This is a genomic window from Janthinobacterium aestuarii, from assembly GCF_046113285.1.
Taxonomy (GTDB): domain Bacteria; phylum Pseudomonadota; class Gammaproteobacteria; order Burkholderiales; family Burkholderiaceae_D; genus Janthinobacterium.
On the sequence record NZ_CP142524.1, the window covers coordinates 3,435,208 to 3,460,748 of the forward strand.

20 protein-coding genes are annotated in these 25,541 nt (G+C 64.4%); 15 read left to right on the plus strand and 5 right to left on the minus strand.

Features of this window, described 5'->3' with window-relative positions; genetic code table 11:
* Positions 1 to 111: 111 nt before the first annotated feature.
* Both OX462_RS15430 and OX462_RS15435 read left to right on the plus strand, forming a co-directional pair.
* Entirely contained in the window at positions 112 to 1,509 is a 1,398-nt protein-coding gene (locus tag OX462_RS15430; RefSeq protein ID WP_070313618.1) for a branched-chain amino acid transporter BcaP, read from the plus strand.
* Positions 1,510 to 1,568: 59 nt separating this feature from the next.
* Positions 1,569 to 2,855, plus strand: a complete 1,287-nt coding sequence (locus tag OX462_RS15435) for a DUF445 domain-containing protein (protein ID WP_409026477.1) — start codon at positions 1,569 to 1,571, stop codon at positions 2,853 to 2,855.
* Positions 2,856 to 2,889: 34 nt separating this feature from the next.
* Here the strand turns inward: OX462_RS15435 and OX462_RS15440 are convergent, their stop codons facing one another.
* Entirely contained in the window at positions 2,890 to 4,548 is a 1,659-nt protein-coding gene (locus tag OX462_RS15440; RefSeq protein WP_409026478.1) for a methyl-accepting chemotaxis protein, read from the minus strand.
* Between the two features lie 472 nt (positions 4,549 to 5,020).
* Here OX462_RS15440 and OX462_RS15445 point away from each other — a divergent pair, with 472 nt between their 5' ends.
* The 9 genes from OX462_RS15445 (at position 5,021) to OX462_RS15485 (ending at position 16,246) form a co-directional block, all read left to right on the plus strand.
* Positions 5,021 to 5,923, plus strand: a complete 903-nt coding sequence (locus OX462_RS15445) for a GGDEF domain-containing protein (protein ID WP_070288158.1) — start codon at positions 5,021 to 5,023, stop codon at positions 5,921 to 5,923.
* A gap of 60 nt (positions 5,924 to 5,983) precedes the next feature.
* The gene (locus OX462_RS15450) at positions 5,984 to 6,487 is read left to right on the plus strand and encodes a chemotaxis protein CheW (RefSeq protein WP_121669266.1); all 504 of its coding nucleotides are present in this window, start codon (positions 5,984 to 5,986) and stop codon (positions 6,485 to 6,487) included.
* 52 nt (positions 6,488 to 6,539) lie between these two features.
* A complete protein-coding gene (locus tag OX462_RS15455) occupies positions 6,540 to 7,598 on the plus strand; it encodes an HD domain-containing phosphohydrolase (protein WP_409026479.1) in 1,059 nt (352 codons plus the stop codon).
* A gap of 14 nt (positions 7,599 to 7,612) precedes the next feature.
* Entirely contained in the window at positions 7,613 to 8,755 is a 1,143-nt protein-coding gene (locus OX462_RS15460; protein ID WP_409026480.1) for an FIST signal transduction protein, read from the plus strand.
* Entirely contained in the window at positions 8,752 to 12,246 is a 3,495-nt protein-coding gene (locus tag OX462_RS15465; RefSeq protein ID WP_409026481.1) for a PAS domain S-box protein, read from the plus strand. Before OX462_RS15460 ends, OX462_RS15465 begins: the two co-directional genes overlap by 4 nt.
* 62 nt (positions 12,247 to 12,308) lie before the next feature.
* The gene (locus OX462_RS15470) at positions 12,309 to 14,114 is read left to right on the plus strand and encodes a PHA/PHB synthase family protein (RefSeq protein ID WP_409026482.1); all 1,806 of its coding nucleotides are present in this window, start codon (positions 12,309 to 12,311) and stop codon (positions 14,112 to 14,114) included.
* Positions 14,115 to 14,138: 24 nt separating this feature from the next.
* Positions 14,139 to 14,984, plus strand: coding sequence for a universal stress protein (locus OX462_RS15475; RefSeq protein ID WP_070217867.1), 846 nt, complete (start codon positions 14,139 to 14,141; stop codon positions 14,982 to 14,984).
* Between the two features lie 76 nt (positions 14,985 to 15,060).
* Entirely contained in the window at positions 15,061 to 15,801 is a 741-nt protein-coding gene (locus OX462_RS15480; protein ID WP_070217865.1) for a hypothetical protein, read from the plus strand.
* Entirely contained in the window at positions 15,782 to 16,246 is a 465-nt protein-coding gene (locus OX462_RS15485) for a hypothetical protein (RefSeq protein WP_070217863.1), read from the plus strand. Before OX462_RS15480 ends, OX462_RS15485 begins: the two co-directional genes overlap by 20 nt.
* Before the next feature lie 57 nt (positions 16,247 to 16,303).
* Here OX462_RS15485 and OX462_RS15490 read toward each other — a convergent pair whose 3' ends face one another.
* Positions 16,304 to 16,681 carry a c-type cytochrome gene (locus OX462_RS15490; RefSeq protein ID WP_205602388.1) on the minus strand — a complete coding sequence of 126 codons (378 nt, stop codon included), beginning with the start codon at positions 16,679 to 16,681 and terminating at the stop codon, positions 16,304 to 16,306.
* A gap of 189 nt (positions 16,682 to 16,870) precedes the next feature.
* On the opposite strand from OX462_RS15490, the gene OX462_RS15495 reads away from it, so the two are divergent.
* Positions 16,871 to 17,539, plus strand: coding sequence for an alpha/beta hydrolase (locus OX462_RS15495; RefSeq protein ID WP_070217861.1), 669 nt, complete (start codon positions 16,871 to 16,873; stop codon positions 17,537 to 17,539).
* Positions 17,540 to 17,558: 19 nt separating this feature from the next.
* On the opposite strand, the gene OX462_RS15500 is transcribed toward OX462_RS15495, so the two are convergent.
* Together OX462_RS15500 and corA are read right to left on the minus strand one after the other, a co-directional pair.
* Positions 17,559 to 18,527 (minus strand): IS1595 family transposase, encoded by a 969-nt coding sequence (locus OX462_RS15500; protein ID WP_070217860.1) that lies wholly within the window; start codon positions 18,525 to 18,527, stop codon positions 17,559 to 17,561.
* A gap of 300 nt (positions 18,528 to 18,827) precedes the next feature.
* The gene (gene corA, locus OX462_RS15505) at positions 18,828 to 19,814 is read right to left on the minus strand and encodes a magnesium/cobalt transporter CorA (RefSeq protein ID WP_070217858.1); all 987 of its coding nucleotides are present in this window, start codon (positions 19,812 to 19,814) and stop codon (positions 18,828 to 18,830) included.
* 187 nt (positions 19,815 to 20,001) lie between these two features.
* Here corA and OX462_RS15510 point away from each other — a divergent pair, with 187 nt between their 5' ends.
* The 3 genes from OX462_RS15510 to OX462_RS15520 are packed head-to-tail and all read left to right on the plus strand — an operon-like array spanning position 20,002 to position 23,948.
* On the plus strand, positions 20,002 to 20,514 hold the full coding sequence (locus tag OX462_RS15510) for a sigma-70 family RNA polymerase sigma factor (RefSeq protein ID WP_070217855.1): 513 nt from the start codon (positions 20,002 to 20,004) through the stop codon (positions 20,512 to 20,514).
* A 1-nt stretch (position 20,515) separates the two neighbouring features.
* Positions 20,516 to 21,481, plus strand: a complete 966-nt coding sequence (locus OX462_RS15515; RefSeq protein ID WP_070217853.1) for a FecR domain-containing protein — start codon at positions 20,516 to 20,518, stop codon at positions 21,479 to 21,481.
* 52 nt (positions 21,482 to 21,533) lie between these two features.
* Entirely contained in the window at positions 21,534 to 23,948 is a 2,415-nt protein-coding gene (locus OX462_RS15520) for a TonB-dependent siderophore receptor (protein WP_070217851.1), read from the plus strand.
* Between the two features lie 60 nt (positions 23,949 to 24,008).
* Here OX462_RS15520 and OX462_RS15525 read toward each other — a convergent pair whose 3' ends face one another.
* On the minus strand, positions 24,009 to 25,478 hold the full coding sequence (locus OX462_RS15525; RefSeq protein WP_409026483.1) for a hypothetical protein: 1,470 nt from the start codon (positions 25,476 to 25,478) through the stop codon (positions 24,009 to 24,011).
* Between the last annotated feature and the right edge of the window lie 63 nt (positions 25,479 to 25,541).

Consider the following 25,541-nt stretch of genomic DNA (forward strand, 5'->3'; position numbering starts at 1 on the left):
GCACCGTACGGTTTTCCTTCTGGAATCACGGGCGCGTGGGCTAGAATCTGGCTGCGTCGTGCTACTCACGAGGCGGCAATGGCGCCATGACAAAAACCACCAGGAGACACAGTGAGCTTATTTAGAACCAAGAATTTGGATGACATGATTGCCCACAGCAAGAAGCCGGGAGGTCTGGCCAAGGTGCTGGGACCGTTCGACCTTGTCCTCATGGGCATCGGCGCCATCGTCGGCACCGGTATTTTCGTGCTTACCGGCACGGGTGCGCTGACGGCCGGCCCCGCCCTGTCGCTGTCCTTCGTCGTGGCGGCCGTCGCCTGCTGCTTCGCAGCCCTGTGCTATGCGGAATTCGCCTCCACCGTGCCAGTGGCCGGCTCCATCTACACCTACAGCTATGCCACCCTGGGCGAGCTGGCGGCCTGGATGATAGGCTGGGACTTGCTGCTCGAATACGGCCTGGCCGCGGCCGCCGTCTCCGTCGGCTGGTCCGGCTATTTCCAGTCGCTGCTGTCGGGCTTTGGCATCGCCCTGCCCGTGGCCCTGACGGCCGCGCCGGGCGCGCTGCCCGGCGTGACGACCTTCATCAACCTGCCGGCCCTCGTCATCATGCTGCTGCTGACGGCCATGCTGGGCTGGGGCGTGCGCGAATCGGCGCGCCTGAACAACATCATGGTGGCCATCAAGGTGGGCGTGGTGCTGCTGTTCATCATCTTCGGCGCGCGCCACGTGCAGCCGGCCAACTGGCAGCCCTACATGCCGTTCGGCTACCACGGCATGCTGAGCGCCGCCGCCCTCGTCTTCTTCGCCTTCATCGGCTTCGACGCCGTCACCTCGGCCGCCGAGGAAGTCAAGAAACCGTCGCGCGACCTGCCCATCGGCATCATCGGCTCGCTGGCCGTGTGCGCCGTACTGTACGTGGTGGTCTCGGCCATCATGACGGGCATCGTGCCGTACCAGAAATTCCTCGGTGTCGACCATCCCGTCTCGCTGGCCCTGCAGTATGCGGGCGAAAACTGGATCGCCGGCTTCGTCGACCTGGGCGCCATCCTCGGCATGACCACCGTGATCCTCGTGATGGCCTTCGGCCAGACGCGCATCATCTTCGCCATGTCGCGCGACGGCTTGCTGCCCAAGCGCCTGTCGACCGTGCACCCGCGCTTCCACACGCCGTTCTTCGCCACCTGGCTGGTCGGCATCGTCTTCGGCCTGATCGCCGCCACGATCCCGCTCAACATCCTCGCTGAACTGATCAACATTGGCACCCTGGCCGCCTTCACCATGGTCTCCGTCGCCGTGGTGGTGCTGCGCAAGAAGCGTCCCGACCTGCCGCGCGCGTTCCGCTGCCCCGGCGTGCCGTTCGTGCCGGCGCTGGCCGTGATCCTGTGCGTGGGTCTGATGACCTTCCTCAGCTGGGTCACCTGGATGGCCTTTTCCATCTGGCTGGTGATCGGCCTGGCCATCTATTTCGGCTACGCGCGCCGCCGTTCGCTGCTGCATCCGCAACAGTAAGCCCGTCACTGCGCCATCGCAGTAAGATGGCGGTCTCGCAACCGTGCAGACCGCCATCCATGCAACCTTCCCCCGACCTTATCGCCCAACTGGACCACAGCACGGACCAGCTCAAGCGCGCGCGCCTGCGCAACATGCAGTGGCTGGCCGCCGGCCTGCTGCTGCTCGCCGCGCTGGTCTTCGCCGTCGCCCGCTCGCAACGGGGCGGCCATCCCGCATGGGGCTATGTGGAGGCATTCGCCGAAGCATCGATGGTGGGCGCGATCGCCGACTGGTTCGCCGTCGTCGCCCTGTTCCGCCACCCGCTTGGCATTCCCCTGTGGCATACGGCCATCATCCCGAACAGCAAGGCGGATATCGGGCGCAGCCTGGGCGCCTTCGTGGAAAACCATTTCATTACCGAGCAAGGCATCGCCGAGCGCATCGTGCAAGCCGATCCCGCTGCCCGCCTGGGCGCCTGGCTCAGTGACGAGGTCCATGCGCGGCAGCTGGGCATGGCCAGCGCCGGCGTGGTGAAACAGCTGCTGGCGATGGCCGACCATGACACGCTGGGCCGCCTGCTGCGCGAGCAGGCCAGCGGCTACCTCGGTCAATTGAATGTATCGGACGTGGCGGCCGACTGCATCGACGCGCTGATCGCCGACGGCAAGCCGCAGCAGCTGCTGGACTTCCTGCTCGACCGGGGCGCCGCCTACCTGGACGACGAGGCGCACCACGCCGCCATCGGCGACTTCGTGCTGGGCGCCTTCCAGATCGAAAACACGCTGGTGAAAAAAGCCGTGAAGGCGTACGAGCCGCGCATGATCGCCTCGCTGCAAAAATTCGCGCTCGCCGTGCGCATCGACCCCGCTCACCCGCTGCGCCAGCGAATCGCCGGCTGGATCGCCGACAGCGCGCTGCACCTGAAGGCCGATCCGCAGTGGCAGGACACGGTGCGCCGCTACCAGCTGCAGCTGATCGCCAGCGATACGGTGCAAGCGATGCTGGGCGAGCTGTGGGACGCCATCCGCGCGCGCCTGCTGGCCGACCTGCACGCCGACGCGCCCGTGCTGGCGCAAGCCGTCGCCAGCCTGGCGCGCAACACGGGTCAGGTGCTGGGCAAGGACGAGCATGCCCGGGCATGGCTGAACGGCGCCATCGTCGCCGGCAGCGGCGCGCTGGTACGGCGCTACCGGGGCGAGGTGGGCGCCTTCATCGCCGCCCGCCTGGACTTGTGGAGCAAGGAAGAAATGAGCGAGCGCATCGAACTGGCGATCGGGCGCGACCTGCAATTCATCCGCATCAACGGCACCATCGTGGGCGGCCTGGCCGGCCTGCTGATTCATGCCGTCAGCCAGGCGGTGTAAGCGGGCTTTTCCAGCGCCAGCGCCTGGCGCGGCATCACGCCAGCTGCGGTTTCAGCAGGCTCGTCACTGATAACTGCTTGCGCGGCGCGGCAGCCCGGGCTGCCGGCCGGGCCGCCGCGCCGGCCGCCACACTGCGCACCAGCTGGAAGGAATCGACCAGCGTCGCCAGTTGCACGGCCTGCTGCTGCATGCCGGCCGCGGCGGCGGCGGCCTGCTCGACCAGGGCCGCATTTTGCTGCGTCACGTCGTCCATCTGCGTGATGGCCTGGTTGATTTGTTCGATACCCTCGCTCTGCTCCTGGCTGGCCGCCGTAATGTCCGCCATGTAGCCGGCCACCTGGCGCACCGACTGCTCGATATCGCCCATCGTCTTGCCGGCGTCCTGCACCAGCCGGCTGCCCGCCCCCACCTTGTCCACCGAATCGCCGATCAGCACCTTGATTTCCTTGGCCGCCTGCGCCGAGCGGTGCGCCAGGCTGCGCACCTCGGACGCCACCACGGCAAAGCCGCGCCCCTGTTCCCCGGCCCGCGCCGCCTCGACGGCCGCATTCAGCGCCAGGATATTCGTCTGGAAGGCGATGCCGTCGATCACGCCGATGATGTCGACGATCTTGCGCGAGCTGTCCTGGATCGAGCCCATGGTGGCAATCACCTGCGACATGGCTTGTTCGCCCTTGTGCGCGGTCTCGGAGGCGGTACTGACGAGGCGGTTCGCCTCGCGCGCATTGTCGGCATTCTGCCTGACCGTGCCGGTCAGTTCTTCCATGGACGACGCCGTCTCTTCCAGTGCGCTGGCCTGCGACTCCGTGCGCCGCGACAGGTTCGCATTGCCTGCGGCGATTTCCTCCGCGCCGCGGCCCACCACGCCCGTCGATTCCTTGATTTGCCCGACCAGCAGCTTGACGTTCGTCTGCAGGACGCGCAGCGCCTGCGCCACCGCCGTCAGTTCGTCGTTGCCGCTGGCGCTGATGTTGCCCGACAGGTCGCCCGCGCTCATGCGCTCGATATCGCCGCGCATGCGCTCCAGCGGCACCACGGCCGCGCGCTGCACGGTGTAGCCGCCGGCCGCGCACGACACCACGCCGCAGAGAGTGCTGAACAGCATCGGCATGCCGGCGTGTCCCGACGCCACATAGGAGATGGCCGGCGCGGCAACGAACAGCAGCGCCAGCGAGCCGAACACGAGGGACATCCGGGCGCGCAGCGTCAATTGCGCCAGCGGATTCAGGCGCCGCACGAGCGAGCGGTGCATGGCCACGCCTTCGCGCACTTCCAGCGTCGTGCTGCCTTGCTTGATGGCCTGGTATGCCTGCTCGGCGGCGGCCACCTGTTCCCGGCTGGGCTTGACGCGGATCGAGGTGTAGCCCACCATCTGGCCATTTTCCAGCATCGGCGCGGCATTCGCTTCCACCCAGTAGTAATCGCCATTCTTGCAGCGGTTCTTGACCATGCCCGTCCACGCCTTGCCGCTCTTGATGGTGCGCCAGAAGTCGGCGAAGGCCTCGGCCAGCATATCCGGATGGCGCACGATGTTTTGCGGCGCGCCGATCAGCTCCTCGGCCGAAAAGCCGCTGATATCGATGAAATCCTGGTTGACATAGGTGATGTTGCCCTTCAGGTCAGTCTTCGATACCACCGTCTGACCGTCATGAAGCACATATTCCCTGTTCGTTACCGGCATATTTGTACGCATTTCTGTCTCCCCTGTCCTACACAAGCGAATGGCGGCGCCACCCGAAAAGAAGCGGGCTCGCGCCCTGGCCTGAACAACACTGCTCTTTCCTGTACAGATCCTGACAAGTGACGAGAGGCGCCTTGCCAACAACTTGCCTCTATTTGCCATCTTTTTGACTTAGATCAAATTCATTTTGCTCCATGATTTAACCAATTACAACATTTAAATGAAAAATTTAAACGAATTTATCACTTTTGAAATGATGACAAATGGATAGATTTTCGCCTCAACAGAGGAAAAACACAGGGTCTCGAGGCAATATTGCAAACAGGACGGCAGTTGCACGGCAAACACAAATCATTAAAATCATGAAATTCATTGCATTCTATTTTATTTGAGGTATGATGATTGATATGGGGAAACGAAAACGATGCGACGACATCGTGCCTTTCGCCACTCGGGAAATCCGCACCAATGTAGGGAGATACGCATGAACAAAGTCCTGGCCTTGCGCTTGCTCGACGCCGCAGAAGACGCTGCCGTCATCATCGACACCGCTTCACGCATCCAGTATGCGAACGACGCCATGTATGCGCTGAGCGGCTATGCGCAGGGCAGCCTGGCGGGCCAGCAGATCGAGGCGCTGCTGCCGGATGCCGTGCGCGAGCAGCATGGCGCGCAGATCGGCGCCTATCTGGCCGGCGAAAAGAAGTCCAGGGTACTCGGGCACAAACGCCATTTCGCCATTCGCCACCACGACGGCTCCATGCTGCCCATCGTGCTCAAGGCCATGGACCTGGGCAAGCTCGGCGACGAAAACTACATGGGTGCCTTTTTCATCGACCAGCGCCGCGAGCGCGCGCTCGAACAGCAGAATGCGGCCCGTTGGCAGCAGTTGCAGCGCATCGCCCTGAGCGACCCGCTGACCCATCTGCCCAACCGCCGCGCCTTCGAGGTCGAAGCCGTGCGCGCGGCCGCGCGTGCCAGACGCGCCCACACCCCACTGGCCATCGGCATCGCCGACATCGACTTCTTCAAACACGTCAACGACCAGCATGGCCATGCCGCCGGCGATGCCGTCCTGCAAACCATCGCCGCCGTGTTCCAGTTCCAGGCGCGGGCCTCGGACGTCGTCGCCCGCGTGGGAGGCGAGGAATTCGGTTTCCTGTTCCCGCATACGAACATGAGCATGGCCTGCCAGGTGGCCGAGCGCATACGCCGCGCCGTGGAAGAGACGCGTTTCGAGTTCGGCAAGCTGTCCATTCCGGTGACGATCAGCATCGGAATGGCGCCGCTGCCCGACAACGGCGACTGGAAGGCGGCCTTCATGCAAGCCGATGCCGCGCTGTACCAGGCCAAGAACAATGGCCGCAACCGCGTCGAGCAGGCTTGAATCCCGCCCGACACCCTTCGCAGTTTCACGCATCACGCAGCACCTGACAGGAGCAAGCACATGGAAACCATCACGACACATGCCGCAGCAGCGAGCCAGCTGGCGCAAGCGGATGCCCGGGAATTGCTGGTCTTCGGACTCGGCAAGGAGGAATATGCAATCGACATCGGCCTGGTGCAGGAAATCCGCGGCTACGGCGCCGTCACCCGCATCGCCAACGCACCCGCCTTCCTCAAGGGGTTCATCCACCTGCGCGGCAGCATCGTGCCGCTGGTCGACCTGCGCATCGCGCTGGGCCAGGCCGAACCCGCTTACGACGCCTCGACCGTGGTGATCATCCTGATCTTCGCGCATGGCGCCACCGGCATCGTGGTCGACCGCGTGGCCGACGTGGTGCCGCTGGCGCCGGCGCAGATCAAGCCGCCGCCGCAACTGCACGGTTCAGCCATGGCCGGCCACGTGACGGCCATCGGCGCCCTCGACGAGCGCATGCTGATCGTGCTCGACATCGACAGCCTGCTGGCGGGCATGGGCATGCACGCCATGGGCAAGCTGGCCGCCTGAGGCGGCTGTCGCCGTCCCGCCCGCCACCTGACCGCCATCCGCCGGAGACACCATGAGCATCCTGATCGTCGATGACAACGACACCAACCTGAGCCTGCTGGCGACCCTGGCGGGCAAGGCCAGCAGCATCGACCCCGTCTGCATGAACGATCCCGTCGATGCGCTGTACTGGTGCGAGTCGCATGTGCCGGACCTGGTCTTGCTCGACTACCGGATGCCCAGCCTGTCGGGCAACGAGTTCCTCAGCATTTTCCGCAAGATGCCGGGCATGGCCGACATCCCCATCATCATGGTGACCACCGAAAACGACCACGCCGTGCGCAAGCAGGCTTTTTCGCTGGGCGTGACGGAGTTTCTCACCAAGCCCGTCGACACCATCGAGTTCAGCCTGCGCGTGCGCAACCTGCTGGCCCTGCGCACGGCGCAAACCATGCTGGCCGACCGCGCCAAGCTGCTCGAACATGAAGTGGAACAGGCGATCGCCAACGTCACGGCCAGGGAGATGGAACTGGTCACGCGCCTGGCGCGGGCGGCCGAATTCCGCGACCCCGAAACGGGCGCCCACATCATGCGCATGGCGCGCTACTCGGCGCTGATCGCCAGGGAACTGGGCCTCGACGCACAATGGCAGGACCTGCTGCTCAAGGCGGCGCCCATGCACGACGTGGGCAAGCTGGCCACGCCCGACCATATTCTGCTCAAGCCGGGGCGGCTGGACCCCGATGAGATGGCCATCATGCGCCAGCACGCGAAAATCGGCGGCCATATCCTTGCCGGCAGCGACTCGCCGCTAATCCGCCTGGCCGAGGAAATCGCCTGCGGCCACCACGAAAAATACGACGGCAGCGGCTATCCGGACGGCCTGGCGGAGGAGCAGATACCGCTGTCGGCGCGCATCGTCGCCGTGGCCGACGTCTTCGACGCGCTGAGTTCGGAGCGCCCGTACAAGCCGGCCTGGCCGTTGGCTCAGGCGCGCCAGTACCTGGAGCAAAACAGGGGCAGCCATTTCTGCCCGCGTTGCCTCGACGCCTTCCTGGGCGCCTGGGACGAGGTGCTGGCCATCCGCGACAGCCTGCCTGACCCCGTCCCGCAACACGCCCACCCACTGTAAGCGAGGAGCCCGCCATGCGCGTGCAACAACTGATCCTGAAAAACCATGCCGACTTCGATGCCGCCCTGGCGCCCCTGGCCGCGATGGCGCCCGACCTGGTGCTGGTGTTCGGCGCCTGCCCCTACTTTGCCACGCCCGGCCTGAACGCGGCGCTGCGCCGCCAGCTGCCCGGCGCCGTCATCGCCGGCTGCTCCACGGCTGGCGAGATCGCCGGCAAGCGCGTCTACGACGACAGCTGCGTCATCACGGCCATCCGCTTCGCCCGCACGACGGTGGCGATTGCCGACGCCATCATCTGCGACATGGCGGACTCGCACGAGGCGGGCGAGCGCCTGGCGCAGGCGCTGCCGCAGGACGGTCTGACGGCCGTCTTCATGCTGGGCACGGGCGTGGCCATCAACGGCAGCGCCCTCATCGCCGGCCTGCAGGCGAACCTGCCGCCGGGCGTGACGGTGTCGGGCGGGCTGGCGGCGGACGGCGGCGCCTTTCGCCAGACCTGGACCCTGGGTCCGCGCGGCGCGGCCGACAATACCATCGTCGCCGTCGGCCTGTACGGCGAGCATATCCGCCTCGGCTACGGCAGCCATGCGGGCTGGGAAGCGTTCGGCCCCGCGCGCAAGGTGACGCGCTGCGTCGACAACGTGCTGTATGGCCTCGATGGCGCGCGGGCGCTCGACATCTACAAGCTGTACCTGGGCGACCATGCGCGCGATCTGCCCGCTTCCGGCCTGCTGTTCCCGTTTGAAATGCTCACGGCCGCGCATGAAAAAAGCAATGTCTTCCGCACCATCCTCGCCGTCGACGAAGAACAGGGTTCGCTGACCCTGGCCGGCGACATCCTCGCCGACGGCTACCTGAAGCTCATGCATTCCAGTACCAACCGGCTGATCGACGGGGCCGAGACGGCCGCGCGCGGCGTCGTGCCCCATGCCGATGCGCAGGGCGACCAGCTGGCCCTGCTGGTCAGCTGCGTGGGCCGTAAGCTGGTGATGGGCGACCGGGCCGAGGAAGAGGTCGAAGCGGTGGCCGACCTGCTGGGCGGCGCGTCCTGCATCGCCGGCTTTTACTCCAACGGCGAAATCGGCATCGCCCAGCCGCATGGCACCTGCCAGCTGCACAACCAGACGATGACCGTGACTGTGTTGAGCGAAGCATGAACCGCACCCTCGCACGCCAATTGAACCGCGTCTGCGATATCGACTCGGAAAGCGCCTGCGCCGCCTTGCTGGAACAGGCACAGGCACTGTGCGGGAAAGCGGACACGCCGCGCGAACTGGCCGGTTTCCTGGCCGGCTTGCCGGCCCTGCTGCAGCGCATCGACGGCGCCTACGACCAGTCCGAACGCGACCTGGACTTGCGCTCGCGCAGCCTGGAACTGAGTTCGAATGAACTGAGCATGACGAATGACCTGCTGCGCACGGAACTGGCCAGCCGCAACCGCGTGATCCAGTCGCTGCGCGTGGCGGCCGTGCGCCTGCTCGACAACGACGAATCCGGCCTGCACCTGCCGCAGGAAGGCGATATCGAGGGCCTGTCGGTGCTGCTGGCCGAACTGGTGGCGCAGCAGGAGCTGCGCCGCATCGAACTGCAGAACCAGCGCTTTGCGATGGACCAGCACGCCATTATCAGCGTCACCGATACGGCCGGCGTCATCATCTACGTCAACGACAAATTCTGCGCCATCAGCGGCTTCGCGCGCGAAGAGCTGGTCGGCCAGACGCACCGCCTGATCAATTCGCGCGCGCATCCGGACGCCTTCTTTGCGCAGATGTGGCAAACCATTACGGCCGGCCGGGTCTGGCACGGCGAAATCTGCAACCACGCCAAGGATGGCGGGCAGTACTGGGTGGACGCCACCATCGTGCCCTTCCTCGACGCGGCCGGCAAGCCATACCAGTACATCGCCATCCGCACGGAAATCAGCGACAGCAAGCGCATGGCCGAGACCATCGCGAAAAGCGAACGCGAATACCGCAACGTCGTCAACAGCCTCAACGAGGTGGTCTTCCGCACGGATTTGCGCGGCGCCTGGACCTTCCTCAATCCCGCCTGGCACACCATCACCGGCTTCGACGCCGCCGACAGCCTGGGCAAGCATATCCTGCAATTCGTCGATGCGCGCGACCGCGAGCGCGCCGCGGCCGGCCTGGCCCAGCTGCTGGGCGGCCAGGTGGACAGCATGCGCCATGAAGCGCGCTATGTCACCCGCAACGGCGACGTGCGCTGGATCGACGTGTGCGCGCGCGCCGAACGCGATGGACTGGGGCAGCTGGCGGGCATCACCGGCAGCCTGACGGACATCACGGAGCGGCGCCAGGCGGCGCGCGAGCTGCGGCACAACCTCAACTTCGTCGATGCGCTGATCGAGACCATTCCCATCCCCTTGTACCTGAAGGACGTGCACGGCCGCTACCTGCGCGCCAACCGCGCCTTTTGCGCCTTCTTCCATCTCGACCAGGCGCGCATCGCGGGCCTGACGGTGGCGGACATCCTGCCGCAGCAGCAGGCGCAGCAAGCGCGGCAGCACGACGTGGCGCTGCTGCAGGACCGGGGCAACCACACATATGAAGACCGGCTGATCGTCGGCACGCGGCAGGTCGATGTCCTGTGCAGCAAGGCGGCCCTGCTGAAGTCCGACGGCAGCCTGCACGGCCTGGTGGGCACCATCGTCGACATTTCCAGTCAGAAGGCGGCCGAGCGCGCGCTGCTGCTGGCCAAGGAAGTGGCCGAATCGGCCAGCCGCTCGAAGAGCGAATTTCTGGCCAACATGAGCCACGAGATCCGCACGCCGATGAACGGCATCCTGGGCATGACGGACCTGGTGCTCGATTCCGACCTCGATGCCCACCAGCGCAAGTACCTGGAAATCGTCAAGGCCTCGGCCGACGCCCTGCTGTGCATCATCAACGACATCCTCGATTTCTCGAAGATCGAGGCGGGCATGCTGACCCTGGAAAGCATCCCCTTCGACCTGCACCAGTTGCTGCAGGAAACCATGCGCGCCCACGCCATGCGGGCGCAGGCCAGCGGCCTGGAACTGGTGCTCGACGTCGATCCCGCGCTGCCGCACACCCTGCTCGGCGACCCGGGCCGGCTGCGCCAGGTACTGACCAACCTGGCGGGCAACGCCATCAAGTTCACGCCGCAGGGCGAGGTGGTCGTCAGCGCCAGGCTGCGCGCCAGCGGCGACGGCATGGCCCGCCTGCGCCTGTGCGTGCGCGACACCGGCATCGGCATCGCCGCCGACATGCAGGAGGCCGTCTTCGACGCCTTCCAGCAGGAAGACGGTTCGACCACGCGGCGCTTCGGCGGCACGGGCCTGGGCCTGTCGATCACGCGCCGCCTGGTGACGATGATGGGAGGCCGCATCGGCCTGTCGAGCGAACTGGGCAAGGGCAGCTGCTTCACCGTGGACCTGGCCTTGCCCATCGGCGAACAGCAGTCCTTGCCCTCGCCCGGTGCCTCGCTGGCGGGACGCGCCATCCTGCTGGTCGACGACAATCCCAGCAGCCTGACCATCCTGCGCCGGATCTTCGAGCACAGCGGCGCCATGGTCACGGCCTGCGAGTCCGGCGAGGCGGCGCTGGAGCACTGCCGCGGCGCCTTGCCGGCGGACTGCATCATCATGGACTTCGCCATGCCCGGCATGAATGGCTTCGACACGGCATCGGCGCTGTCCTCCCTGCCCCACTGGAGCCAGGTGCCCGTCGTCGTGCTGTCGTCCTGCGGCAGCCTGGGCGACGCGGCGCGCTGCCGCGAACTGGGCATCGACGGCTACCTGCTCAAGCCTGCCAGTCCAGAGGAATTGCTGGCCATCACCATGAGCGTGCTGGGCACCTGCCGCGGCATGCCCAGCGCCGCGCCCGTGGCGACGCGCCAGACCGTAAGCGAAGGCACGCCCGGCCTGGACATCCTGCTCGTCGAGGACAACGCCATGAACCGCGAACTGGCCACCGTGCTGCTGTCGAACGCGGGCCACCGCGTCACGCATGCGGCCAACGGCCGCATCGCCCTCGATTGCCAGGCCGCCGGCCATTTCGACATGATCCTGATGGACCTGCAAATGCCGGAAATGGGCGGTTTCGAAGCCACCGCGCAGATACGCGCGCGCGAAGCGCAAGGCATGCCGAGAAGCGTCATCATCGCCATGACGGCCAGCGCCTTCGAAGGCGACCGCGAACGCTGCATCGCCGGCGGCATGGATGACTACCTGTCCAAGCCGTTCCGCGCGGCCGCCTTCCACAGTCTGATCGAGCAGCATGTGCTGCAAATAAACAAGCACACGCCGCGCTTCGGCTACGGGGCCGCGCTGGCCGAGGCCGATGCCGACGTGATCGGCATCATCGGCGCATCGTTCCTGACCGCCCTGCCGGCGCAGCTGGATGCCTTGCGGGCGGCCATGCGGGAAGGCGACCGGGCCACCGTGAGCCGGCAAGCCCACACCCTGGCCGGCCTGCTGGCCAACTTCCGCGCCGCGCCGGCCGTCGCCATCGCCGCCGCCATCGAGCGCGAAGCGGCCAAGGCGCCGCAGGGCGCGTTGCTGGCGCGCCTCGATGCGCTGGAAGAGCAGTTGCGCCTGTTTGTGCAGGAAACGGACGCGGCCATCCAGGCGGCAAGCCACATGCTGCACGCATCCGGCCAAACTTGATGTAGATCATAATTTTTTAAACAAGCTCTTGCTATCCTGTAAAAAAATGACAGGAGCCGTGGATGAGCAAGACGCAGCCGAGCGATGCGCAGCACAACGTGGAACATGAGCGCCTGGGCAGCGCCTGGCAAGGCGTACCGGCGCCCGACTACCCGGAAAGCGCGCCGGAAGGCGCCACCCTGGACCTGCTGCTGAATGCCTGGCTCGGCAAGTTTACGGGCGGTATTTCACCGGCCGCGCTGGGCAACGCCTATGCCGACTGGCTCAGCCATCTGGCGCTGGCGCCATCGAAGCAGCAAGCCCTGCTGCAGGAAGCGTGGAAGAAGATCGGCCGCTGGCAACAGTACGCCATGCAATCGGCCATCGCTGGCGGCGCCGCCGAGCCGCCGTGCATCGCGCCGCTGCCGCAGGACCGGCGCTTCGAAGACCCGGCCTGGCGGCGCTGGCCCTACAACCTGGTCTACCAGGGCTTCCTGCTGCAGCAGCAATGGTGGCACCGCGCCACCACGGGCGTGCGCGGCGTCGCGCCGCACCACGAGGATGTCGTCACGTTCACCGTGCGCCAGTGGCTCGACATGCTGGCGCCGTCGAACTTCCTGCTGACCAATCCCGTGGTGCAGCAAGCGACCCTGGCAAGCGGCGGCGCCAACCTGACGCGTGGCATGATCCACGCGGCCGAGGACTGGCAGCGCGCCGCCATGGGCGCGCATGCGCCCGACCGGCGCACGTATCAAGTGGGCGTGAACGTGGCCGTCACGCCGGGCAAGGTGGTCTACCGCAACGACTTGATCGAACTGATCCAATACGCGCCCGCGACCGCCAAGGTGCATGCGACGCCCCTGCTGTTCGTGCCCGCCTGGATCATGAAGTTCTATATTCTCGACCTGTCGCCGCACAATTCGCTGGTGCGCTACCTGGTGGGCCAGGGCCACACGGTGTTCATGATTTCCTGGAAAAATCCGCTGGAAGAAGACCGCGAGCTGTCGCTGGAAGACTACCGTCAGCTGGGCGTGATGGAGGCGCTCGACGCCGTCATCCGCATCACGGGCGCGCCGCAGGTGCACGCGGCCGGATATTGCCTGGGCGGCACCCTGCTGGCGATCGCCGCCGCGACAATGGCGCGCGACGGCGATATGCGCCTGGCCAGCCTGACCATGCTGGCCTCGCAAGTGGACTTCAAGGAACCGGGCGAACTGTCGCTGTTCATCGACGAGAGCCAGGTCAGTTTCCTGGAAGCGGCCATGTGGAAGCAGGGTTATCTCGATACGAAACAGATGGCGGGCGCCTTCCAGCTGCTGCGCTCGAACGACCTGATCTGGTCGCGCCAGCTGCGCCATTATCTGCTTGGCCTCGACGAACAGGACAGCGACCTGATGGCCTGGAATGCGGATGCCACGCGCATGCCCTGCCGCATGCATTCGGAATACCTGCGCCGTCTGTTCCTGCACAATGACCTGGCCGAAGGGCGCTACCGCACGGCGGGCCGCCACATCGCCCTGCCCGACATCAAGGCGCCCGTCTTCGCCGTCGGCACCCTGACGGACCACGTGGCGCCGTGGCGCTCCGTCTACAAACTGCAGCTGCTGACCGACACGGACGTCACTTTCTTGCTCACCTCGGGCGGCCACAATGCGGGCGTGGTCTCGCCGCCGGGCCAGCCGCACCGCAGCTACCAGCTGGCCACGCACCGCCACGACGCGCCCTACATCGACGCGGACAGCTGGCAGCGCGAGGTGCCGCACCATGACGGTTCGTGGTGGCCCGCCTGGCAAGCCTGGCTGGCAGAACGCCCGGGCGCGCAAGCGGCGCCGCCGGCCATGGGACCCGACCTGGGCGATGCGCCGGGCAGCTACGTGCTGCAGACCTGACAACCAACAACCGAGGAAAACGCCATGCCCTACACCACCCTGCTGGTCCACGTCGACAATTCCCGCCACTGCGCCCAGCGCATCCGCCTGGCCGTGCGCCTGGCCGTTGCCGAAGGCGCGCACCTGATCGGCTCGGCCATGAGCGGCATTTCGCGCTACGCATATGGCGGCGGCGTCAACGCGCTGCAGTTTGCGCCGGCGCAGATGCAGGCGCTGCGCACCCAGGCCAGCGAGGCCTTGCACGACTTCGAGCGCATCGCCCGCGAGGAAGGCCTGGGCACCTACGAAACGCGCTTCGTCGACGACGACGCGCAAGGCGCGCTGCTGCTGCAGGCGCGCTATTGCGACCTGCTGATCCTGGGCCAGACGGATGCGCAGGATACGCCGTCGCGCGTCATCGCCGGCACGGCCGAATACCTGATGCTCCATTGCGGCCGGCCCGTGCTGATGGTGCCGCACGCGCCTTGCGCCGCGCCAGCGGCCATCGCGCAGCATCCGCTGCTGGCCTGGAACGGCAGCGCCGAAGCGCTGCGCGCCATCACCGATGCGCTGCCGCTGCTGCAGCGGGCCCGGCAAGTGACCCTGGCCGTCGTCAATTCGCACGCCCAGCCGGCCGCGCACGGCGAGCAGCCGGGCGCCGACCTGGCCCTGTACCTGGCGCGCCACGGCGTCAACGTCGAGGTGCTGCAGCACGACACGCCGCCGGGCCAGGACGTGGGCACGGCCCTGCTGGCCATGGCGGCCCAGCGGCACTGCGACCTGGTCGTGATGGGCTGCTACGGCCACATGCGCCTGCGCGAGGCGCTGCTGGGCGGCGTCACGCGCACGGTGCTGCAAGAGATGACGTTACCGGTGCTGGTGTCGCACTAGGGCGCAGTGCGGTAATTTTTCATCATGAACTGATCATGTAATATGATTGGCAATCAATAACAAACTTGGCGAACGCATGTTCAGACACTATTTGACTTTCCACCTGGCCTTGGCTTTGGCCGCAAGCACTGGCGCCAGTTCTGCAAGCCCCGGCAATCACCTTGATACTGGCTGCTTTGTCAGCGCGACAAAAGGCGGCGCCATGTGGGAAAACCGCCTTAAAATGGAAGAAAGTGGCCTGTTTCGCGTCGATTCAGGGGTGAAGAATGAAATCGAAGAACTCGCCAGCACATTTGGCGTTCGCGCGGACTTTGGTTTTATTAACGATCTGGATGGTGCGAATGCCTATGCCTCTCCGGGCCATGACGTCTATCGCGTCATGTTCGGGATCCGCATGCTGCACCGCATGAGCGGGACCTTGAACCCGGTCGAGGACAAAAAAATTCCGCAAAAATTCCCTGAAGTGTGGGAAGGGGCAATGGGCGGCGTCATCGCACATGAGTGGGCCCACGTATTGCAATTCAAACAGGGCCTGATATTTCCATCCCCCGTCACGCCATCGGAGCTACACGCGGACTTTCTGGCCGGCTGGTACATGGGGATGAAAGGCCAACGAATGAAAATTGCGTATGAAGAATTAAAGCAGGAATTTTTCGCCATGGGCGATACCAACTTCAACGATCGCGACCATCATGGTACGCCCGAGCAGCGCAGGCACGCCATGTCAAGCGGCTATGAACTGGCGACGTCCGGCATGCACGATGTACAACAAGCTTTTGACAAGGGAATGCGGCTATATGGTCTTTCAAAAAAATAAATGGCAACTGTCGCTGGCACTCATCGGCGCATTGAGCGTCGTTGTGCCGCATACGTATGCGGCAACGACCAGCGCATGTGAAGAAACCACCGTCGGCAGGCCCTTGAAGGGCTTTGAATTGCCGAAAAATGCCAGGAATTCCAATGACATCATTGCCGTGCTCGGAGCGCCGTTCTTCGCGACCTACCTGGCGGAAGAACGCAAAGACGTCCTGGTGTATGTGGACGGCTATTTTCGTGGCGAAAAAAAAGTGATGAACTCGGCCGACCCCACACTATATGAGGGATACTCAAGTTCGCAGGAAGGCTGTGGCGTGGCCTTGATATTCACTTTCTCGCCAGCAGGCATGGTGTTTAAAATAACGGCGTTGAAGATTGCCGACATGACCAAGGCGCATGCCAGCAAATTTGCGGATACGACGTGGGCAACCGCGGCAAAAGAATAGGCCATGTCGACAATTCGGAATGGCTCCGGATTGCCATGCCCGCCGCTCATCGCCGCATCACCGGTTTTTTAAAATCACGCCGCTCATGTATTGATTCAGATCGCGAAAATCCTGCACGCTCCAGGCGTGCGGCGCAATCTTGACGCCATTTTCTTTCAAGGTTTTCGGAATCAGGTCGCCATTCGGACGAAGGATGACCGACGAGACGATCACGCCGGGATAATCATTGAGCCGTTTCTTGAAAGCGGAGGTGGTCAGATCGGGGGTACGGGGATTGCTTTTATTCGCCAACGGCCCTGTTCCTCTGATTTCGGCTCCGTGGCACACGGCGCATCGCTGCATGTAGAGATTTTTTCCATTCACATTCTCCGCGAAGGAAGACGATGTGCGAAGCAGCGATAAAAGGCCCAGCGTAGCGGTGAATACTAATTTCATTGTCATGTAGTTTGTTATTGATATCAATCGGAGCTGGTGCAGGGCAAACCCGGTGAGTGCCGCTGCAACGCTCCAGATCATATTTTAACCGGGATTGCTCATTCGACAAGCGATGCTTGCAGCCGGGGAACGGCCTAGAATAGCCAGGCTGGACACTGCGCGGCCGCCTGTTGACGGGCCGCGCGGCCTGTGTCGCACCCCGTCGGCGCCACCCACTGGAGCCGCGTCATCGTCGAATTGCGCCGGCAGGGCCACACGGCCATCCGCGCCGTCGAACTTCCCTTGACCTCGCTGGCCGACGACGCCGAGCGCACGCGCAAGATGGTGGCGCAAGTAAATGGCCCGGTGTTGCTGGTAGGACACTCCTATGGCGGCGCCGTCATCAGCGTGGCCGGCAATGCGCCGAATGTGGCGGGCCTCGTGTACATCGCCGCCTTCGCCCCCGATGCGGGCGAAAGCCCGGGCAGCATCACGCAGGAACACCCGCCCCTGGGTGCGGCCAATCTGGAAGGCGACAGCGACGGCTATCTGTGGGTCAAACCCGAGCAATACCATGACAGCTTTTGCCAGGACCTCGACGCGGAAGAAGGCGCCGTGCTGGGCGTGGTGCAGAAGGCACCGCTGGCCAGCACCTTCGGCGACACCGTCAACGACCCGGCCTGGAAGCATAAGCCCAGCTGGTACCAGGTTTCCAGCGCCGACCGCATGATTTCCCCCGTCAACCAGGAGCGCATGGCGGTGCGCCTGCAAGCGCGCAAAGTCATCACGCTCAACGCCAGCCATGCGTCGCTGGCCTCGCGTCCCGTGGAGGTGGCGGCGCTGATCCTGGAGGCGGCAAGCGCGGTGGCGCAGGCATAGGCGGCACGGGCAAAAAAGGCTATGTCACCGTCAAATGTGGAAACTCGCCCAATGTTGCCTTCAATAATGTTTCCGGGGAGCGGATGCGCCCGGCGTCCAGTATCCAGCGCCAGCCCAGGTAATTCGGCAGATAGCGCGTCGCCACGCCGTGAAAGGAGCGTAGCCATGCCCGCAGGCGGCTGTGATATGCATTGACGTTCTGTACATGCGCGGCGCCCTGCACGCGGATGCCGGCACGCACATTGACGGCCTGGTGGCTGATTCCCGCTTCCTTGGCAAAGGCGCGATAGGCAGCGTGGTCGTCGGTCATCAGCAAGATGTCCTTGTCGATCACCGGTGGCAGGCAGGCATGCAGCTGCGCCTTCGTCAGCGCCCCTTTTCCCGCGACGAAATCGCGGGTTTGTCCCGTGCGGTCGCGCGCCACCAGGATACAGACTTGTTCACTGGAAATGCCGCGCTTGTGGGCATGGCCGCCACGGCGGCGCGCCGGACGCGTCAGATGCCGCGCGCCCTTTTCTGACTCCAGCACATACAGCTCGTCCGCTTCGGCGATGCCATGCAGGCAATGGGGCCGGTCCGTCTTGGCCAGGCTTAAAAACCGGTGGCGCCAGCGAAAGGCGGTGTTGCGGTGCACGCCCAGCTGGCTTGCCGCCTTGCGCACGGAAGCCGATTCGAGCAGGCAGTCGGCGTAGTCGAGCCACAAGGTCTTGTGGCGCAAGCGGGCCAGCGGTGTGCCGGTGAGCGCATTGAAGGTGCGCCCGCACGGCACGCAACGGTAGCGCTGCAGTCCGTGCGCATGACCGTGCCGATGCGCATGGCTGCTGTTGCAGGCGGGACAGTGTAACCGCTGCCGGGCCACGCTTTCGATCAGTGCCACGGCGGCGTTCTGCGATCCTGCCCCGCGCAGCAGAGCAGTGCTCGCCTGACGCTGGCGACGGTTCAGTACGGCGAACTGGGCGATGAAGGTTTTCCATTCGGCTGGCTGCATGGATGGTTCCCGTTTGTCTGCGATACACAGTCAGACAGCCGGGGCTGGGGAAGATTCCTTGAGTTCCCCTATTTGTCGGGGACAGAGCTCCAAAAAAAAGGCTCCTGAAAACCAGGAGCCTTTGGCGCCGGACAGGCAATGTGGTCCGCACCGGCAGCTCTGGGGTACAGCGCCGGCCGGACCGCTATCCACGCCAAGGAGGTTCAGCCACCTGCCGTCAACCGCATTGCCATGCCACTTCATCGTAGCAGCTGATTGCGCGGCAAAACTCTCCAATATTTGCATGCCGGCCTTCTGCCGCTACAGCCACCCTTCGCGCTTCAGGCGCCGGTGCAGCCAGCAGCAGCCGGCGATGATGACGACGATCACGGCCGGATAGCTGCCGCGCCACTTCAGTTCCGGCATGAATTCGAAGTTCATGCCGTACAGGCTGAAGACCATGGTGGGCACGGCCAGGATGGCGGCCCAGGCGGCCAGGCGCTTGACGACCTCGTTCTGGCGGATCGAAATCTGCCCCAGCGCCACCTGCATGGCCGAATTGACCAGCTCGCGCATCTGCCCCGCCGTGTGCGTGACGCGTTTGACGTGGTCGAGGATGTCGCGGTAATAGATGCGGTTTTCCTTGGGCACGATGTCGCCATGAAAACGGATCAGCTGGGTGCAGATGTCGTGCAGGGGATTGACGGCCGCATCGAGCTTGAGCAGCTCCGTCTTGAGCTGGTAGAAATCCTGCAGCTTGTCTTCGCTCAGGCTGGGCTTAAACAGCTGCAATTCATAGTGCTGGAAGCGGGCCTGCAAATGGTCGATGCACGGCTGGTACTGGTCGACGATGAAATCGATGATGGAATACAGCACGTAGCCGGGGCCGCTGGCCAGCTTCTCGGGCACGCTTTCCTTGCGCTCGCGCAGCTTCGCATAGCCGGCCGAAGGGCCGTGGCGCACCGTGATGATGAAGCGGGGGCCGAGAAAGACGTGGGTTTCGCCGTAGACGATGGCGTCGCCGTCCAGAGTGGCCGTGTGCATCACCATGAACAGCGTGTCGCCGTACTCTTCCAGCTTGGGCCGCTCATGCGCGCCCTGCGCATCCTCGACGGCCAGTTCGTGCAAGCCGAAGGCCGATTGCAGCGCCTGCATGGCCGTGGCGTCGGGGCTGGCCATGCCGATCCAGACGAAACAATCGGGGTCGCCAAGAAAGTCGCCCACCTTGTCGATGTCGAAGTGGGCGATCTTCCTGCCGTCGCGATACGCTTCGCAATTGACGACGGCGGCGTGGGTACTGAGGTCCATGGTGATTTTCGGCTGGTGGCGGCAATATTATTGGGGGGCCAGTATAGCGGAAATGCCATGATGGCCATGCCAACTGAGCCAGCGCATTGACATTCGGGCGCGTCAATGTAAAATGAGAACCATTCGCATTTAAGAAGGGCCTGCATGCGCCAGCGGCACGGGACTTCCGCGCCAACTGGAGTGTGCCGTGACGTATGCCGTATCCCCTGCCGCCGATCCTGTCGCACTGCTGTATGGCCAGCACCATCCCTGGCTGCTGCGCTGGCTGCGCGGCAAATTGTCCTGCACCGATCATGCGGCCGACCTGGCGCAGGATACCTTCGTCAAGCTGCTGGCCACGCCTGGCGAACCTGCCGCCACTCTGCGCGAACCGCGCGCCTACCTGACCACCGTGGCGCGGCGCCTGCTCATCGACCACTACCGCCGCCAGTCGCTGGAGCAAGCCTGGCTGGCCACCCTGGCGCAGCTGCCCGCACCCGCCGCGCCATCGGCGGAGGAGCGTTTGCTGATCCTGGAAACGCTGCACCAGATCGATGCCATGCTCGATGGCCTGGGCACGAAGGTGCGCACGGCCTTTTTGCTGTCGCAGCTGGAAGGCATGGCGTATGCGGACATCGCCGCGCGCCTGAACATCAGCGAGCGCACCGTCAAGCGCTATATGGTGCAGGCGTTCGAGCAATGCATCCTGCTGCTGGCCTGACATGGGCGCAACCCTCGATGCGCGCGCCGCGCGCGTGGCGGCGCACTGGATGATGCGCCTGCAAGGAGGCGAACTGGACGCTGATGCGCAGCAGGGCCTGGCCCGCTGGCGCGCCGCCCACCCCGACCATGAAACTGCCTGGCAGCGGGCCGAGCAAGTCTGCCGCACCTTCGGCATGCTGCCCCCGCCGCTGGCCATGCCGGTGCTCGACCGTCCGTCCGGCGCGCCGCGCCGCGCCGCCCTGAAAACCCTGGCCCTGCTGATCGCCGCCGGGCCAGGCGGCTGGGCCATGCTGAAAGTGCCGCCGTGGCAGGCATGGACGGCGGACCTGCGCACGGCAACGGGCGAAATCCGCCATCTCACCTTGCCCGATGGCAGCGCCTTGAGCCTGAACACGGCCAGCGCCGCCGACCTCGGTTTCAGCGACGCGCTGCGCCTGGTCCAGCTGCGCGCCGGCGAACTGCACGTGGCGACCAGCCCCGATCCGCGCCAGCGTCCGTTCATCGTGCGCACCAGCAACGGCAGCATCCGTGCCCTCGGCACGCGCTTCACGGTGCGCCAGGAAGACAGCCTGTTCGGCGCGCGCACCCAGGTGGCCGTTTCGCAGGGCGCCGTCGAAGTGCGGCCCGCGAAAGGCTTGCCCGTCATCGTGCAGGCGGGCTGGCAAGCCAGCTTCGACGAAGCGGCGGCCAGCGCACAGCAGCCGCTGGCGCCGCATGCGTCCACGTGGACCAAGGGATTGCTGTACGCGGACGACACGCCGCTGGCCGACGTGCTGGCGCAGCTGAGCCGCTACCGCCACGGCGTGGTGCGCTGCGACCCGGCCGTGGCGCGGCTGCGCGTGTCGGGCGTGTACCAATTGCATGATACGGATCAATTATTATCACTATTACAAGCATCGCTGCCCATCCGCGTGCAGCGCCACAGCCGCTGGTGGATTTCCATCGAACCCGCATCAATATTTTAAAAAAAATGTCCCTTTCGCGCATGTGCCCCGTCAATCCACACAGGACCAACACATGAACGAAGGGAAACAAGCAATGAAGCACTACCGCAACACCAGTATGACCCTGGCCTTGTTGGGCAGCCTGGCCCTGACGCCGCCCGCATTCGCCCAGCATCAGGAAGCGCCCGCGCGCCACTACCAGGTGGCAGCCGGTCCCCTCAGTACCGCCCTGTCCGCCTTTGCGGCCGAGGCGGGCGTCAGCATTTCCGGCGCCGCCAGCCTGTACGCCGGCTTGAACAGCCGGGGCTTGAGCGGCAATTACCAGGTGTCCGACGGCTTTGCCCGCCTGCTCGACGGCAGCGGCCTCATTGCGGTCGACCAGGGCGGCGGCCACTACGCCGTGCGCAGGCTGCCGTCCGCCAGCGAGGCAACCACCCTGCCCGGCATCGCCGTGCGCGCCACGGCCGAGCGCAGCACCAGCACGGAAGGGACGCATTCGTACACGACGCCAGCCACGGCCAGCGCCACCGGACTGGTGCTGTCCTTGCGCGAAACGCCGCAATCGGTCAGCGTCATCACGCGCCAGCGCATGGATGACCAGGACTTGCTGACGGTGCGCGACGTGCTGCGCAATACGCCCGGCATCGCCGTCAACCAGTTCGACACGGAGCGCAGCACCTTTTCCGCGCGCGGCTTCGACGTCGACAATTTCCAGTACGACGGCGTGCCCACCACGTATAAGGTGCAGTATTCGGGCGGCGAATCGGAAATGGATTCGCTGATCTACGACCGCGTGGAAGTGACGCGGGGCGCCACGGGCTTGCTGACGGGCGCCGGCTACCCGTCCGCCTCGATCAACCTGGTGCGCAAGCGGGCCAGCGCCAGGCAGTTCGAGGGGCAATGGTCGCTGGCGGCCGGCTCCTGGAGCGATTACCGGGGTACCGTCGACCTGGCCGCGCCGCTGAACGCAGACGGCTCCGTGCGCGGCAGGATCGCTGGCGCCTGGCAAGACCGCAAGTCGTTTACGAATGGCTATTCGAACCAGCGCCAGCTCGTCTACGCCACCGCCGAGGCGGACCTGGCGCCCGGCAGCGTGATCATGGTGGGCGCCAGCTACCAGAAGAACGACCCGAAAGGCAGCAACTGGGGTGGCTTCCCCCTGTGGTACAGCGACGGTTCGCGCACCGATTTCGACCGTTCCGTCACCACGGCGCCCCGCTGGGCCGCCTGGGCCACCGAGCAGACCAACGTGCACGCCACCTTGGAACACGCGCTGGGCCAGGGCTGGAAGGCGCAGGCGCAAGCCATGTACAGCAAGCACACGGAAGACACGCCGCTGCTGTTCCTGGCCGAGCGGCCCGACCGCACCACGGGCCTGGGCATGCTGGGCTACCCGAACCGCTACATCGGCTCGCGCGACCAGAGCAGCGCCGACGTGAAACTGTCCGGGCCATTTACCCTGGGCGGACGCGAACATGAAGCCATCGTGGGCGCCAATTACACCGTGCAGCACGCCGAATTCAGCGTCAAGGAAGCGCTCGATCCCGAACCGATCGGCAATTTCCTCGCCTGGGATGGCAGCTACACGCAGCCGGCCTGGGGCGAGCCCGTGCTGTCGGAAAAATACACGACGAAACAATACGGCGCGTATGGCGCGGCGCGCCTGAACCTGGCCGACAGCACCAGACTGATCGTCGGCGGACGCCTGAGCCGCTGGGACAAGGACCGCATCGGCTTTGACGGCAGCGCCCGCTTTGCCTTCGCCAAAAGCAAGTTCGTGCCCTACGCGGGCCTGGTGGTGGACCTGAACGACACGTATTCGATGTATGCCAGCTACACGGACATCTTCCGCCCGCAGGAAAACCAGGACCGCGCAGGCGCCTGGCTGGACCCGCTGACGGGCCAGAGCATGGAAGTGGGCGTGAAGGGGGAATTGGCCGGCGGCCAGGCCAACGGCTCCATCGGCCTCTTCGAGATCAAGCAGGACAAGCTGGCCCAGCCGGACGGCGCACACCGGGTCCCCGGCACCACCACGCAAGCGTATTACGCGGCGCGCGGCGCCACCAGCCGCGGCATCGAGGCGGAATTGTCGGGCCGCCTGGCGCCAGGCTGGAACGTGACGGCCAGCGCCAGCCACTTCCGCGCCAAGGACAGTGAACAGCAGGATATCAACACCCTGTCGCCCCGCTCGACGGCGCGATTGTTCACCACCTGGAAAGTCCAGCCCGGCCTCACCGTGGGCGGCGGCGTCAACTGGCAAAGCAAGTTCTACTTTGACGATGCGGGCCCGAACGGCAAGGAGCGCGTCACGCAGCAAGCCTACAGCACGGTCAGCCTGATGGCCACGTACCAGCTGTCACGCCAGCTGACGGCCCAGCTGAACGTGGAAAACGTGCTCGACAAGAAATACATCAACATCAACACCTATGCGCAAGGCACGTATGGCGCGCCGCGCAGCGTGCGAGGGACCTTGACGTACCGGTTCTGATGTAGCAGTCCGTCGTTGGCGTGCGCGCAGGGCGGGCACTGGTAGCAACACGATTCGTGCCTATCTGAGCTCGTCCACATGCGCGGTCGCGTATTTCACGTGCAACTCAACGTTAAAAATCGGCATATCGCATCGCTTCCATTCAGATGAATCCATGCGAACATCCGCTATACATGGCCCCGCCAGAAGAGGAACATGCTCAGCTTCTGTATTCAATCGTCCTTCCGACACGATCTTGATATTGTCGTCATGCATTATCTGACGGATTGCATTCACAATCACCCGGGCGCGTAACTGCGCCTGCTGCACATACTTATTGCCATCTTTATCCTTGGGAAGGACCACATCCTTGCCAACGCCTTGCACCAGCACCAGCACCAGCATGCTGCGCGGAACACCGGCGCCACGCACTGTCAGGACGGCGTCGTGCAGCCGCTCCAGCATATGAGCATTCAACTCGTCACCACGCGATGCCAATCCCAGCTCATGCGTCAGGTCGAAACACATATCGATCGCCGGACGGCTGGTAATGACACGCAATGACGCCGAATCAAAACGGAGGATAGTTTCTCTCCGCACCACTTGTTCCGTGCCGAAGATTGTCGATCGATCCGGCCCTCGCAGGCTGAAGCTCACAAGAGAGGTAGTGCCTATGCCTGTCCACAATACATCCGCACCGTGCAATAGCAGGCGCCCTGCTACAGTGCGGCGACAGTCCAGAATGGGCCTGCCGATCAATTCGCTGGCGCGTTCAACCGCGCCCAATTCGGCCTCAGCTACCTCGATACTGACGTTCGGGCTGCGAATACCCATGGCTTCGAAAGCCATCTGCGACAATCTGGTGGGGCCAGCGTAAAAGAGTACGATGGCAAGGGGCAAGAAAAAGAAAAAAGCATATTGCCACCAAACAATTGGACGTAGGGAGCCGCGCGCAACCGCGTCTGCCGACCAGCCTGATTTCACCGCAATCAGCATCGACAAGGTGAAAAGACCGGCCAGGAAGAAGCCTATCCATAGCAAGGTAAAAACCATCAAGCCTTTGACGAGAACAAGACTCAACATCACGATGAATACAGTAATGGAAAATAACGATGGAAAGGCGCCACGCAGCGGACCCGGAATGTTATTTAATGGACTGCTGCTACTTCTCGTCGCTGCCTTGCGAAACTGACGTATTCTTGTGGGAATCCAACGCAAGCCGGGCCACCAGCGAGAAGTCGGAAGGGCCGCTATTTCCTGCATATATCGCCATGGACGAAACGACGATAATTTTTTACGCCTGAACCGGCATTTTGGCATTAGCCAAATGGCAAGCTGCAGCACCCACAATGCCGAGAAAGTGCCATACATCCAGAATAAGCCATATATGAAACTGAAGGCCAGTGCAATAAAGACAAATAAAACCACCTCGCCAGGCGCCAAGGAGGCAGGGAAAAACTGAATCGAGAATAAATATGAAAAGACGACGATGGCCCCAATGGCAAGGGCTATCTTGTAGGCCAATGATGCCAGGTGATTGACGTTTTCCAAGCGTGCGGCATTGGCATCGTTTCTCTGTGGCACCTCAACTGGCGTTGACGCTTCTGTCGGCGG